This is a genomic window from Mesorhizobium sp. IMUNJ 23033, from assembly GCF_044778005.1.
Taxonomy (GTDB): Bacteria; Pseudomonadota; Alphaproteobacteria; order Rhizobiales; family Rhizobiaceae; genus Mesorhizobium; species Mesorhizobium amorphae_A.
This window is the reverse complement of record NZ_JBJACT010000004.1, coordinates 238159-252109: the sequence shown is the minus strand read 5'-3', so window position 1 is coordinate 252109 and position 13951 is coordinate 238159. Positions and strand designations below refer to the sequence as shown.

Genomic DNA, 13951 nt, shown 5'->3' with positions numbered 1-13951 from the left:
AACGTCACGGCCTCACGCTGGCTTTCGTTGCACCGGGATGCTAACCAGCAGGCACCATTCATCCCGCTTCGTCTAATGGTAGGACAGCGCCCTTTGAAGGCGTGAATCGTGGTTCGAGCCCATGAGCGGGAACCAGCCGGCAACAGCGATCATCCAAGGCCGACCGAAGTCTGAGCCGGCAAGATCACGGCGGACTAAACTTCTCGTGAAGGCGGAACGGCGCGCTCTTTTCCGGGTTAGGATGCGTGCGTTCCAACTTTGGGGATATTCATGAAGAACATTCTATTGGCGTCAGTTCTGGCTCTGGCTGCTGTTTCCGCGGCTGTCGTTCCCACGCAGGCCGAAACGGTGATCATCAAGACCGGCAAGCATCACTGCAGGACCAAACTGGTCACGCACTGGGTGCATCACCACAAGGTCGTTGAAAAGGTCAAAGTCTGCCACTGATCCTGTTCAAAGCAGCAAAATCCTGGCCCGGTCGGCGAAAGCCGGCCGGGTTTTTTCATTCCTTCGGGAGAAGAGCGCTATCGGTTGAGCTTGCTTGCCGCACTCGCCAGGACTTCGATCTCGTCCCACTTGCCGGCCTTGACCAATTCGTCCGGCGCCACCCAGGAGCCGCCGACGCAGATGACGTTGGGCAGGCTTAGATACTCGGCGGCGTTCTTGCCGGTGATGCCGCCGGTCGGGCAGAATTTCACGTCGGCGAGCGGCGAGGCGAAGGCTTTCAGCGAGGCGATGCCGCCGGACTGTTCGGCCGGGAAGAATTTCAGGAAGCGCAAGCCGGCTTCGCGCGCGGCCATGATCTCGCCGGGCGTGATGGCTCCGGGCAGCAGCGGCACGGCACTGTCCTTTGCCGCCGCCAGAAGCTGGTTCGTGATGCCGGGGCTGACGATGAATTTCGAACCGGCGCTGGCCGCTTCGTCGAACTGACGGGCATCGAGAATGGTGCCGGCGCCGACGACGGCGCCCTCGACTTCGCCGGCCACGCGGCGGATCGCTTCCAGCGCGTCGGCGGTCCTGAGCGTGATCTCGATTGCCGGCAGGCCGCCTGCGGTGAGTGCACGTGCCAGCGGCACGGCGTCCTTGACGTCGGCGATCTTCAGCACCGGGATGACCGGCTGGCCATTGAGGAGCGACAGGAGCTTTTCGGTCTTGCTGGGCATTCGCTTGTCTCTCCGGTATCGATGATTTCAACCGATTAGCAGAAGGCAGATTCCGAGTCCACGAAACGAGGCGTGTCGCGATGTCACGCGCACCGGGCCGCTTGCAACGCCCAAGGCTGTGCCGTTCGCTCTGCCTTGAATTGGCTTTCAGCAGAGTTTAGTGGCTTGGCGATGACAAGGTCCACCCGCAATCAACCTGTTCGCGTCGCCGCGCTCTACCGTTTTGCCCGACTCGACGGCTTCGAAGCGCTGCGCGCGCCGCTCGCCGCCTTCTGCTGCGGGCGCGGCATCAAGGGCACGCTGCTGCTTGCGCATGAGGGCATCAACGGCACGGTTGCCGGTAGCGAGGCCGATATCGCCGCGCTGATCGATCATCTGCAATCGATCGAAGGCCTCGCCGGCCTCGAGGTCAAATACAGCAGCTCCGCCAGTATGCCTTTCCACCGCATGAAGGTGCGGCTGAAGCGTGAGATCGTCACCATGGGCGTTGAGGATATAGACCCGGCAGCGAGTGCCGGCACCTATGTCGCGCCGGCCGACTGGAACGCGCTGATCTCGAACGCCGACACCGTCGTCATCGATACGCGCAATGCCTACGAAGTGTCGATCGGCACCTTCAAGGGCGCCGTCGATCCGGCGACATCGAGTTTTCGTGAGTTCCCGGCCTGGGTCGAGAAGCACCGGGGAGAGCTGGAAGGCCGCAAGGTCGCCATGTTCTGCACCGGCGGCATACGCTGCGAGAAGGCGACGGCCTATGTGAAGTCGCTCGGCTTCGAGGACGTGTTCCACCTCAAGGGCGGTATCCTGAAATACCTCGAAGAGGTACCAGCCGAGGAGAGCCTGTGGCAAGGCGAATGCTTCGTCTTCGACGAGCGCGTCTCGGTATCGCATGGCCTCGCCGAGGGCGAGGCTGAGCTCTGCCGCGCCTGCCGGCATCCGCAGGTCGCGGAGGACCTGCTGTCGCCGCGCTATGCCGCCGGCATCTCATGCCCGCATTGCTTCGACGCGCGCTCGGATGAGGATCGCGCCCGCTATGCCGAGCGTCAGCGCCAGGTCGAACTCGCGCAAGCGCGTGGTGACGGTCCGCATATCGGCGGATAGCGGCTAGAATCTGAGACTTGGTGCCCGGGCAGAGACACCACCGGAGGCCCATATGCCGTCGCCGCGCCGATGCCAGCTGGCGGAAATGTCTCTGGAGGTAGATTGGCGCCCCGTATACGCTGCGCGCCTCGGGTTACGAACATGGGAGTAGAGCGATGCGTGACCCTGCCTATGCTGCGTTTTCCGCGCTCGATCCTTTCTTTGACATCGTTAGGCAGGGCCTGGCAGGCCTTGTCGACGGTGATCACTACTTCGACACGATCGCTGCCGATGCGGTGTTCGAGTTTCGCTATCGATTTCGTGGTTGGCCAACAAAGCTAGTGGGCCGTGAAGCCCTCATGGCCCTGTATGCGGGTTACGGGGAGGGCATGGTGTTGCATGGCGCGGACGCGCTCGTGGTGAACATTTCCCAGACTCCCGGCGTCGTCATCCTCGAGTACGAAGTTCAGGGCAACGCAGTCGGCTCCGGCAAGCTCTACGAAAACCGCTTCATCTCGGTTGTCACGATTGAAGATCGGAAGATTGTGGGTTGGCGCGACTACATGGACTCGCTGGCGGCGATGTCCGCGCTTACCTAGAAGGCTACAACCGAGTAGCGATCGATGACCCACAGCCATGTGCCGTCGTCCTGCCGGCGGGCGACCTCGGTGGTTATGCTCCCGTCAGGTAGCTTGGTTGAGGTGAGCGCCAGGTCGCCATTGATGAGGGCGGGGCGCTGCTCTCCGGCGGCGAATTTCCGGCCCGCCGCGGTGATCTCCGCGAAGAGCGTTCGGATTGCCTCCCGGCCACGCGTCAACTGACCTTCGCCGCTGTCGACAACGGCGTTGGGTTCGAACAGCGCCACCATTCCATCGATGTCGCCCACCCATTGGCGGGCGATCAACAGGCGCTCCAGATCCTGCGGATCCCGCGCCGGCGCGCGGTCTGGTTCAACGGTCACGGCAAACTCCTCCCTCGTCGACAGGGCCGGAACACTAGCCGAAGCCGGAGCCGGTTTCGACACCGGGTTCAATTTGCGCCGCCGCCGGCATTTCCGACAAAGCGCCCGCCCGTCATTGTAATGTCAATGTGCGGGCCCTACCTCTTCGACGTTCGAAACCTGCCCGTTCGGCCGGGCAAATTCTGGAGGCACTGATGTTCGATCCCAAGAAGCTCCTCGACGATCTGCTGGGCTCGCAAATCCCCGGCACAAGCGGCACCGTCCGCGACAAGGCGGGGCAGGCCGTGCAGATGGCCAAGGACAATCCGCTGGCAGCCGGCGCGCTGGCTGCGGTGCTGCTTGGAACCGGCGCCGGCCGGCAGGTCACCGGTACGGCCGTGAAGCTCGGCGGAATGGCCGCCATTGGCGGCCTCGCCTACAAGGCCTACCAGAATTACAAGGCCGGCAACGCGCCGGCGCAAACGCCTGCCGCCGGCGAGCCGGAATTGCTGCCGCCGCCCGCCGACACCGCTTTCCATCCATCACAGGCGCCGCAAGGCGAGGACGAATTCACGCTGACGCTGGTGCGGGCGATGATCTCGGCGGCGAAAGCCGACGGCCATGTCGACGACGAAGAACGCCAGAAGATCGCCGGCAAGCTCAGCCTGTCGGGCATCGGCACGGAAGCGGAGCAATTCCTGATGACGGAACTGGAAAGCCCGCTCGACCTCGATACGCTGGTCGCCGGCGCCAAGACCGATGCGCAGAAGCTCGAACTCTACACGGCCTCGCGCCTCACCATCGATCCCGACACGCGCGCCGAACGCGGTTATCTCGACCTGCTCGCCGGACGTCTCGGCCTGCCGGACGCGCTGGTCGATCATGTCGAGGCGACGGTGTCGGCGGCGAAGGTGCCGGCCGGAACTTCGCCCAATCCGCGCTGGTAGCTTCGGGCGAGCACTGCTGGCCGCCGAGGTGGACGCCATTGCGTTAGTGCCTCGTTAACCGAGCAAGCGCATCATTCTAAGCAGTCGGACCGGCTTCTCCTCCTCCCAAGCCCGGTTCAGATCAGGGGCGGTCGCCAATGACCGCCCTTTTTGTTGAACCGATCACGAATGGTTCGGCTTGCCATGGGAGCCGTCATTTGCGATGGCACATGTTCTTCCAGCCATGATCAGGGAGGACGGCGATGACAGCCATCACAGAGAAAACCGCCATCGTCACCGGCGCCGGCACCGGCATCGGCAAAAGTGTCGCCACGGCATTGCTCAAGGCGGGCTGGAACACGGTGTTCTGCGGCCGCCGCAAGACGGTGCTGGAGGAGGCGATCGCTGAAGCCGGGAAAACGGACGCCAAGGCGCTGGCGGTTGCCTGCGACATCAGCAAGGCCGACCAGGTCGACGATCTCTTCGAGACGGTGTTGGAGGCGTTCGGCCGTGTCGACCTGCTCTTCAACAATGCCGGCATGGGCTACAAGTCGACATTGATCGACGAGATCCCGGTCGAGGTGTGGACCGATATCGTCGGCGTCAATCTCACCGGCTCGTTCCTGTGCGCGCGCGCCGCCTTCGGCGCCATGCGCCGGCAGCGGCCGATGGGTGGCCGCATCATCAACAACGGCTCGGTGTCGGCCTATGCGCCGCGGCCTGGCTCGGTGCCTTACACCGCGACCAAGCATGCCATCACCGGGCTGACCAAGACGCTGGCGCTGGACGGAAGGCCCTATGACATCGCCTGCGGCCAGATCGACATCGGCAATGCGCTCACCGACATGGCGCAAGCGATGACGGTCGGCGTGCCGCAGGCCAACGGCTCGATCGCCGCCGAAGCGGTGATGGATGTCGAGCGCGTCGCCGATGCCGTCGTCCACATGGCGACCCTGCCGCTCGACGCCAACGTGCTGTTCATGACGGTGATGGCAACCAAGATGCCGTTCGTCGGGCGTGGGTGAGCGGCTGAAGTCCTACTTCGCCAGGAACGCCTCGATCCGCTCCAGCGCACGCAGGATGTTCTCTTCCGAATTGGCGTAGGAGAGCCTGATATAGCCTTCGCCGAGAATGCCGAAATCGGGACCGCCGATCAGCGCCACGCCGGCATCCTCAAGCAGCGCCGAAGCGAGTTTCTTGGCCTTCCAGCCGGTCTTGGAAACGTTGGGGAAGGCGTAGAATGCACCCTTCGGCGTGATGCAAGAAACGCCGGGCAAGGCATTCAGCCCCTCGACCACGACCTTCCTGCGATTGTCGAAGGCGCGCATCATCTTGTCGACGTCGTCCTGCGGCCCGTCGATGGCGGCGATGCCGGCGAACTGGCTCGGCGCGTTGACGCAGGACCAGCAATTGACCGCCAGCTTGCGCACCTTGTCGTAGAGATGGGCGCCCTTGTCGCCGTTCGGCCAGATCGACCAGCCCATGCGCCAGCCGGTCATCGCCCAGGTCTTCGACCAGCCGTTCAGAACGATCAGCCGGTCGCGGATCCCGGGGAAGGTGAGCAGCGAGCAATGCGTCTCGCCGTCATAGGTCATCACGTCGTAGATCTCGTCGGAGAGGATGGCGACATGCGGGTGGGCTTCCAAGCCCTTGACCAGCTTCTCGATCTCGGTACGCGGCGTCACGCCCCCGGTCGGGTTGGCCGGCGAATTGAGGATCAGAAGCCTGGTCTTCGGCGTGATCAGCGCCAGCGTCTCGTCGGCCGAGAAGGCAAAGCCGTTCTCCTCGCGGATCGGCACCGGAATGGGGGCCGCGCCGGTGAACTCGATCATCGAGCGATAGATCGGAAAGCCGGGGTCGGGATAGAGGATTTCCGTCCCCGGTTCGCCGAACATCAGGATCGCCGCGAACATGGTCGGCTTGCCGCCGGGCAGGATCATCACGCTCTCGGGCGACACCTCGACGCCGGTGGTGGTCAGCGTGCGGCGCACCACCGCCTCGCGCGTCGCCAAGAGGCCATTGGCCGGCGTGTAGCCATGGTGGCCGTCGCGCAGCGCCTTGATCGCTGCATCGACGATGTGCTGCGGCGTCTTGAAGTCGGGCTGGCCGATGCCGAGATTGACGATGTCGCGGCCTTGATGGGCAAGTGCCGTTGCGCGCGCGAGCACCGCGAAGGCATTTTCCTCGCCGAGACGGTCGAAGGCCGAAATCGTGTGGAGCATTTTTCCCGTCCCTGTGGTTCTTTCACTCAGCGTGCGTTTTTGTGAGCGTCCGGTCACAAAAGTCAAACGGATTGGAGCCTTGCGTGTCGGATAATCTCAAGAATTGGCAGCCGCGTCCGCGGCCCGAACGCAAGGTGCTTGAAGGCCGCACTGTCAGGCTCGAGCCGCTGAGCGCCGCAAAGCATGGCGACGGCCTCTACGAAGCGTCGTCTGTGCCTGACGTCGGCGGCCGCTTCGCCTGGCTGCCCGATTATCCGCCGGAAACCCGCGCCGCCTTCCAGCCATGGCTGGACAAGGTTGAAGCGAGTGAAGACCCCTTGTTCTTCACCGTCATCGACAAGGCCAGCGGCAAGGTCGCCGGCCGCCAGACGCTGATGCGCATCGATCCGGCCTATGGCGTCATCGAGATCGGCAACATCTATTGGGGGCCAATCATCTCGCGCAAGCCGGCGGCGACCGAAGCGCAGTTCCTGTTCATGAAGTACATCTTCGACGAGCTCGGCTATCGCCGTTACGAATGGAAATGCAACAACCGCAACGAACCGTCGAAGCGCGCGGCCGAGCGTTTCGGCTTCAAGTTCGAGGGCATTTTCCGCCAGCATCTTGTGGTCAAGGGTGAAAACCGCGATACCGCGTGGTACTCGATCATCGACAAGGAATGGCCTGATCTGCGCAGAGCCTATGAGGCATGGCTCGATCCGGCCAATTTCGATGCTGAAGGCCAGCAGAAGCGGCGGCTCGAGGACTTTCGCGCCGAGTTCGGCGCCTGAACCATGATCCCGAAAAGTGGAAACCGGTTTTCGGACAAGATCATGGTCAAACAAGAAGATAGAGCTTCCATCCCGATTTTGTCGGGATGGATCAGGCTCTAGCAGGAGTTTCATGTATGGCTCATAGCCACGATCATGGTTCGCAGGGGCACGCCCACAGCCACGGCGCCGGCCATGTGCATGGCTCGACCGACAAGAAACGGGTGCTGATCGCCGCCTGCCTGACGGCTGGCTTCATGGTGGCGGAGGCGCTTGGCGGCCTGCTGACGGGGTCGCTGGCGCTGCTGGCGGATGCCGGCCACATGCTTGCCGATTCGATCGCGCTCGGCCTGGCCTGGTATGCCTTCCATCTTGCCGGACGGCCGGCGACGGTCCGGCTCACCTATGGTTTCGGGCGGGTCAAGACGCTGGTCGCCTACACCAACGGCATCGCCATCTTCGCCATCGCACTGTGGATCGTCTACGAGGCCTGGGGCCGCCTGCTGACGCCGGCGCCGGTGCTCGGCGGACCGATGCTGGTGGTGGCAATCGCCGGCCTGCTGGTGAACATCGGCTCGTTCTTCGTGCTGCATGGCGGCGATCGCGACAGCCTCAACATGCGCGGCGCCATCCTGCATGTGCTGGGCGACCTGCTCGGCTCGGCGGCGGCCATCGTTGCGGCCCTGGTCATCCTGGCGACCGGATGGACGCCCATCGATCCGATCCTGTCGGTGCTGGTCTCGCTGCTGATCCTGTCGACAGCGTGGTCGCTGATGCGCGAAGCCGCCCATGTCCTGCTCGAAGGCGTGCCGGCAAGCCTCGATCGCGATCTCATCGCCAAGGACATCGAGGGGACGGTGAAGGGCGTGCGCGAGGTGCATCACATGCATGTCTGGTCGCTCGATGGCTCAGCCAACATGGCGACGCTGCACGCCTGCCTCAATGACGGGGTCGATGCCCATACCGCCGTCAGCGCCATCAAGAAACGGCTTGCGGCCGAGCACGGCATCAACCATGCCACTGTCGAACCGGAATTCGGGCATTGCGCCGATGACGAGCATGATCACGACCATGATCATGATCATGCACATGGTACGGCGCCGCATCACGGTCACTATCACTGACGCAGGGAATCCCATGACATTGGCAATGAGCATGATTTTCCGCCGCATCGGGCGCGCGTGATGGATCGCGATACGCGCAATGCACTGATTGCGGCGGCATGGATCATGCTGCTGTTCGGCCTCGCCGCCTATTGGCTGCCAACGGTGATGCTGGCGGTCGGCAGCGTCTCGACCGTTCTCGCAGTCGTCGTCGCCGCCATCTTCCTGCTGGCGTTGTTCGTCGTGTTCTGGCTGCGCGGCCGCAGCCAACGCAAGAAGGGTCTCTGACAAATGCGCATTCTGATCACCGGAGCGGCAGGCATGGTCGGCCGCAAGCTCATTGCCCGGCTGGCGAAGGACCGGACGCTGCGCGGGCAGAAGATCACCGCGCTAGACCTGCACGACATCGTGCCGCCGCAGGCGCCCGTCATCGACGGCGTCGATACCTCCATCCATACCGGCGATCTCGCAGCACCCGGCGCGACGGCAAGCCTGGTGGCTTCGCGTCCCGACGTGATCTTTCATCTTGCCGGCATCGTGTCGGGCGAGGCGGAGGCCAATTTCGATCTCGGCTACCGCGTCAATCTCGACGGCACGCGTGCGCTGTTCGATGCCGTGCGGCTGGCGGCGTTCGCGCCGCGCCTTGTCTTCACCTCGTCGATCGCCGTGTTCGGCGCGCCGTTCCCGGATATCATCCCGGACGAATTCCATCCGACGCCGCTGACCTCCTACGGCACGCAGAAGCTGATTGGCGAGGCGCTGCTTGCCGACTATTCCAGGCGCGGGTTTTTCGATGGCATCGGCATCAGGCTCCCGACGATCTGTGTCAGGCCCGGAAAGCCGAACAAGGCTGCCTCCGGGTTCTTCTCCGGCATCATCCGCGAGCCGCTGAGCGGTCAGGAGGCGATCCTGCCGGTGCCGCGCTCGGTCGTGCACACCCATGCCAGCCCGCGCTCGGCGGTGAACTTCCTGATCCATGCCGCCGGGATCGACGGCAGCGCCGTCGGGCCGCGCCGCAACCTGACCATGCCCGGCGTCGCCGTCACGGTCGGCGAGCAGATCGAGGCGCTCGAGCGCGTCGCCGGGGCCGGCGCGGTGAAGCTGATCCGCGAGCAACCCGACGAAATGATCTGGGCGATCGTGAAGGGCTGGCCGACGCGGTTCGAGGCGCGGCGTTCGAGGGAGCTTGGCTTTACAGCCGAAAAGAGTTTCGACGAGATCATCCACGCTCATATCGAGGATGAGCTCGACGGCAAGGTGGCGAACTAAGCCTGATGGCGCCCGGGCGTTATACCCCGCCAGTCAGGCTTGCCGACAGCAGCAGCAATCCGAACAGGAAGACGAAGGCCGCGCCGCCGATCTCGACGATCGAGTGGATGCGGTTGCCCATACGGCCGTCACCGGCGAAATAGACGGCCCAGTTCTTGGCGGTGACGGCAAGCGTCGCCAGCGCCGAGACCGTGATCGCCGTGCCGAGCGACATCGCCAGGACCGACAGCAGGCCGCCGAGCCAAAGCCCGTTAAGCAGCGCGAAGCTCAGCACGATCAGCGCGCCGGAGCAGGGGCGGATGCCGACGGCGGCCACCGCGGACCAGGCCGTGCGCCAGTCGAAACGATCGCCCGACAGCAGTGACGGATCGGGCGCATGCGAATGGCCGCAGGTCTCGCAGACCTCGCCCGCCGCGTGGTCGTGATGGGCATGCGCGCCATGATCGTGGTGATCGTGCGCGCCGTGGTCGTGATGATCGTGGGCATGTGCCCCGTGGTCGTGATCATGCGAATGGTCATGGTCCGTATGATCACGGTCGTGACGCGCATGGGAATGCGCCGAATGCGCATGCGCGGCATGGGAATGGCCACCATGCGAATGGGCGTGAGCAGCCGAGAGACTGTAGGCCGGGCCGGCGCCGAACAGGCGCAGGACGGTGGGACCGAGCTTGCGCCACAGCAGCCAGGCACCGAACAAGGTGACGAAGACAAAGCTCATGATCTCCATGAACCATGCAGCGTCGGTCATCGAGACGGTGGTGCCGCGCAGCACGAAATAGGCGAGCAGCATGACGGCGATCGCCGTCAACCCCTGCAGCAGGGCCGAGACGAAGGACAGCAGGATTCCGCGCTTCAGCGCCACTTCGTTGGCCACCATGTAGGACGAGATCACCGCCTTGCCGTGACCGGGACCGGCGGCGTGGAAAATGCCATAGGCGAAGGAGAGCGCAATCAGCAGCCACATCTTGCTGCCGTCCTGGCGCATCGCTTTCATCGCCGTCGCCAGCGCGCGGTAGAATTCCTGCTGTCTGAGATTGATCCACATCAGGATGTGGGCGAACGGGCCGCTGGCGGTGGGGGCCATGCCGTCATTGGTGCCGATGCCGAGCGAGCTCTGGGCATGGGCGGAGCCGAGGAAGTGCGTCATCAGCAGAGCGGCGGCCACGAGGCCGAGCGCCAGGCGCGGGGACGGTTTCATCACCGGATCTATCCTTCTGGCGGGCAGTTCAGTTCGAGCTTGGTGGCGAAGATCTTGCTCATGTCGGTGCCTGTCGGATCGTTGAAGAAGGCTTCCGTCAAGGTCTTCTGGTTCTCTGCGATGGCCTCGTCCGGATCCGGACGGACGACCTTCTTGGTGCATGTCGAAGGCAGGCCTTCGACCGTGATGTTGGAATCCTCGGTGAAGTCGATTGCCGTATAGAAGGTCGGGTCGTAGACGCCGATGTCGATCTTGCCGGACAGCTTGATCGGCTGCTTCGGCTCGGACTCGAACAGGATGATCAATTGATCGTTCTCGAAATTGGCCATCAGGTGCGGCGGCGGCGTCATCGCCACGTCCTTGCCGTCGACGGTGACGAGCTGGAAGTAGTTGAATTCGGCGAGCGAAGCGTGGACGGTGTCAGCGACATCCTTCAGCTCCTTGTCGTCAAGCTTCAGGTCGGAGTTCTTGTCGAACTCCATCATCACCGTACTCGAAAACAGGTCGTCGAAGCGCCAGAGATGGCGCAGCGCTTTCACACTTTGGTGATCTGGGCTGAGGATGACGTCGAGGCGGGCCTCGGCGAAGACGTGGGGGTGCGCAGCGGCCGACTCGACCGCGGCAAATGTCGCCGCCATGGCCGAAGCCATCAAAATTGCCTGCCGTTTCAGCTGCATTCTCGGTCGCGATTCCATCGACTTCGGAGGTGGACCCGAGAGTTATCACAAAGGGGGCGAAATTGGGACCGCCGGGCACGAGGCCAGTCAGGCGGCGTCGCGCACCCTGAACCATTGCACCAGGAAATCGACGAAGACGCGGACCTTGGCGGGCAAATAGCGCCGATGCGGATAGACGGCGAAGATGCCGGCGCCCGACATGATACGGTCGTCCAGCGCGGTCACCAATCGGCCGCTCTCGAGATCGGGCGCGGCGATGAAATCCGGCAGTATGGTGAACCCCAGCCCCGACACAGCGGCAGCCCGTGCTGCCATCGGGCTGTTGACCTCGACCGGACCGGAGACCGAAACGCTCACCGTGTCGCTGCCGTCGCCCTTGAACTGCCAGTTGTTCAGCCCGCGACCGTTGGTGTCGACGATGCAGGGAATTCGGGCAAGGTCTTGCGGCCGCGCCGGCATGCCGTGCCTGGCGATGAGCTCCGGAGAGGCGCACAGCCGCACCGAAAACGGCGCCAGACGTCTGGCGATGAGCGAGGAATTCTCCAGCCGCGAAATGCGCACCGCGAGATCGAAGCCCTCCTCGACCAGGTCGACGAAGCGGTCGTCGAGCTGGATGTCGAGCACGATGTCGGGGTGCTGTTTGGCAAAGTCGATCAGCGATTGGCCGATCGGCGCGTCGGCGAAGGTGCGCGGCGCCGAAAGCTTGATGCGGCCCCGCACATCGCCGGAGGATTCGCGCACCGCATCGGCCAGGCTGTCGACCTCGCGCACGATCTCCGAGGCGCGCCGGTAATAGGTATGGCCGGCTTCGGTCATCGAGAACTGCCGCGTGGTGCGGTTCAACAGCAATGCGCCCAGCTCGTCCTCCAGTTCGCGCACATATTTCGACAGCAGCGCCTTGGAGCGGCCGATCTTGCGCGCGGCCGCCGAAAAGCCTTCGGCCTCGACCACGTCGATGAAGGCGCGCATGCGGGTCAGCGTGTCCATGGCTCAGGCCTTTCGTGCGGCGTCGAGAAGTTTGCGGCCGAGCCGTATCAGGGCAATGTCGCTTCCGGAAGGGCCGAGCAGCGAGAGGCCAAAGGGCGCACCGTCCACCGATCCGAGCGGCAGCGTGATCTGCGGAAAACCGGATAGGCCCGAAAGGCACAACAGATGCAGCGCCCTTTCGCGATAGGCCTGGAGCTGCTCGGCCGTGCCGTTGACGAGCGGTGCCGGGCCGGGAACCGTCGGCAGCACGAGAAAGCCATGGTTGCCAAGCAATCTGGCGAGCTCGGAGCGGAAGACCAGCCGGCGCGCCGTCTCTGCTTCAGCGGTTCTGGTGTCGACCGCGCGGCCGAAACCGAAGCGCTCGTCGACGCCGGGACCAAGGCGAGGCTCTCCAGCCGTGATCCACTCGCCATGCACCTGCCAGGCCTCGTAGGCCTGCAGCCGGCGAAAGCACCAATAGAGCTCGTCGGGGGAAGAGGCGAAGCTGTAGTCGATCGGCGTCGGCTCGCCGAAAACGGCTGCCGCCCACGCCTTCATTTCAGCATATTCGGCGGCCTCGGCCGGTCCGGCGACGAAGGCGTCCAGCCAGCCGATCGAAAGCGGGCGGTTGAGCGCGTGCTGATGCGGATCGCGGCCGAGCAGGAGTTTGCCGACCGCCTCGTAGGTCTCGATGTCGTCGGCGAACCAGCCGAACGTGTCGAGGCTTGGCGCCAGCTTCATGGCGCCCTCAAGTGAGATGCGGCCATGCGTGGTGCGCAGCCCGATCAGCCCGCAGAAGCTCGCAGGCGCCCGAATGGAGCCGCCGGTGTCCGAGCCGACGGCAATATCGGCGAGCCCGCCTGCCACCGCGGCGGCCGAGCCGGACGAGGAACCGCCAGTGACGCGGTCGGGCGCGGCCGGGTTCACCGGAAACGGGAAATGCGCGTTCTGGCCCATCAGCGAGAAGGCAAGCTCGTCGGTCTGGGTCTTGCCGATGAAGCGCGCGCCGGCATCGAGAATCACCTGCACGGCCTCGGCCGTCTGAGAGGCGGCGTGGGCCTCGGCGAATTTGCGCGGGTTCCCGCAGCCGGTGCGGTAGCCGGCGACGTCGTAGATGTCCTTGACTGCCAGCCTGAGGCCGACGAGCGGGCCCAACTGCGCATGCTCCACCGGCATTTGGCGAAGGTCGAGGAAAGCGTTGAGCGGGCCGTGTGTGCCTGTCATCGTTCAATATCCGGATACGGTCATGCGTAGATTGTTCGGTGCCGGAAATTTTACAACCAGGGGATACGATTTTTATTGATTGTGAAACCCTTCGCTCTTATATCGCGCTTGCCCAAAGTCGCACGTGCCTGTGGGTGTCCGCCGATCCTCGAATGGTGAGGGCAATCGGTAAGGTAACTGGAGCTAACCCCTCCAGTCGGTTTAGCGGCCAACCGCCAGACCGAGGACACCTTGAAGCAACGACGGTGCGGGCCTTTCTGGTGTTCTGCCGGTTGTCCAAAGACCGGGGTTACTGAAGAGGCACACCTTCATTGCCGGCAGTGCGGACGGGTCTCCCATCCAAGCCAAGGCAGACAAAGCGAACCGAGGCCGGGCAAGGCCAAGGTTCACCGCCGCGAGACGGCGCTTCATGGTTCCGGGGTCTCCACCGGCTG

16 protein-coding genes and 1 tRNA gene are annotated in these 13951 nt (G+C 64.0%); 10 read left to right on the top strand and 7 right to left on the bottom strand.

The window, feature by feature from the left end:
• Window positions 1-61: 61 nt before the first annotated feature.
• Together ACFX5Q_RS06465 and ACFX5Q_RS06460 are read left to right on the top strand one after the other, a co-directional pair.
• Window positions 62-135, top strand: a tRNA-Gln gene (locus ACFX5Q_RS06465).
• 135 nt (window positions 136-270) lie between these two features.
• Entirely contained in the window at window positions 271-447 is a 177-nt protein-coding gene (locus tag ACFX5Q_RS06460) for a hypothetical protein (RefSeq protein ID WP_404276260.1), read from the top strand.
• A gap of 77 nt (window positions 448-524) precedes the next feature.
• Here the strand turns inward: ACFX5Q_RS06460 and ACFX5Q_RS06455 are convergent, their stop codons facing one another.
• Window positions 525-1163, bottom strand: a complete 639-nt coding sequence (locus ACFX5Q_RS06455; protein ID WP_404276259.1) for a 2-dehydro-3-deoxy-phosphogluconate aldolase — start codon at window positions 1161-1163, stop codon at window positions 525-527.
• Window positions 1164-1334: 171 nt separating this feature from the next.
• Here ACFX5Q_RS06455 and ACFX5Q_RS06450 point away from each other — a divergent pair, with 171 nt between their 5' ends.
• The gene (locus ACFX5Q_RS06450) at window positions 1335-2264 is read left to right on the top strand and encodes a rhodanese-related sulfurtransferase (protein WP_404276258.1); all 930 of its coding nucleotides are present in this window, start codon (window positions 1335-1337) and stop codon (window positions 2262-2264) included.
• Window positions 2265-2419: 155 nt separating this feature from the next.
• A complete protein-coding gene (locus tag ACFX5Q_RS06445) occupies window positions 2420-2842 on the top strand; it encodes a nuclear transport factor 2 family protein (protein WP_404276256.1) in 423 nt (140 codons plus the stop codon).
• Here the strand turns inward: ACFX5Q_RS06445 and ACFX5Q_RS06440 are convergent.
• A complete protein-coding gene (locus tag ACFX5Q_RS06440; RefSeq protein ID WP_404276254.1) occupies window positions 2839-3204 on the bottom strand; it encodes a YybH family protein in 366 nt (121 codons plus the stop codon). The two genes, ACFX5Q_RS06445 and ACFX5Q_RS06440, sit on opposite strands and share 4 nt — an antisense overlap.
• Window positions 3205-3398: 194 nt before the next feature.
• On the opposite strand from ACFX5Q_RS06440, the gene ACFX5Q_RS06435 reads away from it, so the two are divergent.
• A complete protein-coding gene (locus tag ACFX5Q_RS06435; RefSeq protein ID WP_404276253.1) occupies window positions 3399-4130 on the top strand; it encodes a tellurite resistance TerB family protein in 732 nt (243 codons plus the stop codon).
• Window positions 4131-4372: 242 nt separating this feature from the next.
• Entirely contained in the window at window positions 4373-5134 is a 762-nt protein-coding gene (locus ACFX5Q_RS06430; protein ID WP_404276251.1) for an SDR family oxidoreductase, read from the top strand.
• Between the two features lie 12 nt (window positions 5135-5146).
• Here the strand turns inward: ACFX5Q_RS06430 and ACFX5Q_RS06425 are convergent, their stop codons facing one another.
• Window positions 5147-6331 (bottom strand): pyridoxal phosphate-dependent aminotransferase, encoded by a 1185-nt coding sequence (locus tag ACFX5Q_RS06425; protein ID WP_404276249.1) that lies wholly within the window; start codon window positions 6329-6331, stop codon window positions 5147-5149.
• An 83-nt stretch (window positions 6332-6414) separates the two neighbouring features.
• On the opposite strand from ACFX5Q_RS06425, the gene ACFX5Q_RS06420 reads away from it, so the two are divergent.
• The 4 genes from ACFX5Q_RS06420 to denD all read left to right on the top strand — a co-directional run bounded on the left by ACFX5Q_RS06420 (window position 6415) and on the right by denD (window position 9452).
• Window positions 6415-7101: a GNAT family N-acetyltransferase gene (locus tag ACFX5Q_RS06420; protein ID WP_404276247.1), complete on the top strand. Its 687-nt coding sequence runs from the start codon at window positions 6415-6417 to the stop codon at window positions 7099-7101.
• Between the two features lie 116 nt (window positions 7102-7217).
• Entirely contained in the window at window positions 7218-8204 is a 987-nt protein-coding gene (locus ACFX5Q_RS06415) for a cation diffusion facilitator family transporter (protein WP_404276245.1), read from the top strand.
• A gap of 60 nt (window positions 8205-8264) precedes the next feature.
• Window positions 8265-8471, top strand: coding sequence for a hypothetical protein (locus ACFX5Q_RS06410; RefSeq protein ID WP_404276243.1), 207 nt, complete (start codon window positions 8265-8267; stop codon window positions 8469-8471).
• Between the two features lie 3 nt (window positions 8472-8474).
• On the top strand, window positions 8475-9452 hold the full coding sequence (gene denD, locus ACFX5Q_RS06405) for a D-erythronate dehydrogenase (protein ID WP_404276241.1): 978 nt from the start codon (window positions 8475-8477) through the stop codon (window positions 9450-9452).
• Window positions 9453-9471: 19 nt separating this feature from the next.
• On the opposite strand, the gene ACFX5Q_RS06400 is transcribed toward denD, so the two are convergent.
• The 4 genes from ACFX5Q_RS06400 to ACFX5Q_RS06385 all read right to left on the bottom strand — a co-directional run bounded on the left by ACFX5Q_RS06400 (window position 9472) and on the right by ACFX5Q_RS06385 (window position 13517).
• Complete coding sequence (locus ACFX5Q_RS06400; protein ID WP_404276475.1) at window positions 9472-10650, bottom strand: nickel/cobalt transporter; 1179 nt, start codon at window positions 10648-10650, stop codon at window positions 9472-9474.
• Between the two features lie 8 nt (window positions 10651-10658).
• Window positions 10659-11327, bottom strand: coding sequence for a DUF1007 family protein (locus ACFX5Q_RS06395; RefSeq protein ID WP_404276240.1), 669 nt, complete (start codon window positions 11325-11327; stop codon window positions 10659-10661).
• 87 nt (window positions 11328-11414) lie between these two features.
• Window positions 11415-12314 carry a LysR family transcriptional regulator gene (locus ACFX5Q_RS06390; protein WP_404276238.1) on the bottom strand — a complete coding sequence of 300 codons (900 nt, stop codon included), beginning with the start codon at window positions 12312-12314 and terminating at the stop codon, window positions 11415-11417.
• Between the two features lie 3 nt (window positions 12315-12317).
• On the bottom strand, window positions 12318-13517 hold the full coding sequence (locus ACFX5Q_RS06385; RefSeq protein WP_404276236.1) for an amidase: 1200 nt from the start codon (window positions 13515-13517) through the stop codon (window positions 12318-12320).
• Window positions 13518-13951 lie beyond the last annotated feature (434 nt).

Coding starts and splice junctions, on each gene's coding strand:
- ACFX5Q_RS06460 (WP_404276260.1), top strand. CDS start 271: ATGAAGAACATTCTATTGGCGTCAGTTCTGGCTCTGGCTGCTGTTTCC.
- ACFX5Q_RS06455 (WP_404276259.1), bottom strand. CDS start 1,163: ATGCCCAGCAAGACCGAAAAGCTCCTGTCGCTCCTCAATGGCCAGCCG.
- ACFX5Q_RS06450 (WP_404276258.1), top strand. CDS start 1,335: ATGACAAGGTCCACCCGCAATCAACCTGTTCGCGTCGCCGCGCTCTAC.
- ACFX5Q_RS06445 (WP_404276256.1), top strand. CDS start 2,420: ATGCGTGACCCTGCCTATGCTGCGTTTTCCGCGCTCGATCCTTTCTTT.
- ACFX5Q_RS06435 (WP_404276253.1), top strand. CDS start 3,399: ATGTTCGATCCCAAGAAGCTCCTCGACGATCTGCTGGGCTCGCAAATC.
- ACFX5Q_RS06430 (WP_404276251.1), top strand. CDS start 4,373: ATGACAGCCATCACAGAGAAAACCGCCATCGTCACCGGCGCCGGCACC.
- ACFX5Q_RS06425 (WP_404276249.1), bottom strand. CDS start 6,331: ATGCTCCACACGATTTCGGCCTTCGACCGTCTCGGCGAGGAAAATGCC.
- ACFX5Q_RS06415 (WP_404276245.1), top strand. CDS start 7,218: ATGGCTCATAGCCACGATCATGGTTCGCAGGGGCACGCCCACAGCCAC.
- ACFX5Q_RS06410 (WP_404276243.1), top strand. CDS start 8,265: ATGGATCGCGATACGCGCAATGCACTGATTGCGGCGGCATGGATCATG.
- denD (WP_404276241.1), top strand. CDS start 8,475: ATGCGCATTCTGATCACCGGAGCGGCAGGCATGGTCGGCCGCAAGCTC.
- ACFX5Q_RS06400 (WP_404276475.1), bottom strand. CDS start 10,650: ATGAAACCGTCCCCGCGCCTGGCGCTCGGCCTCGTGGCCGCCGCTCTG.
- ACFX5Q_RS06395 (WP_404276240.1), bottom strand. CDS start 11,327: ATGCAGCTGAAACGGCAGGCAATTTTGATGGCTTCGGCCATGGCGGCG.
- ACFX5Q_RS06390 (WP_404276238.1), bottom strand. CDS start 12,314: ATGGACACGCTGACCCGCATGCGCGCCTTCATCGACGTGGTCGAGGCC.
- ACFX5Q_RS06385 (WP_404276236.1), bottom strand. CDS start 13,517: ATGACAGGCACACACGGCCCGCTCAACGCTTTCCTCGACCTTCGCCAA.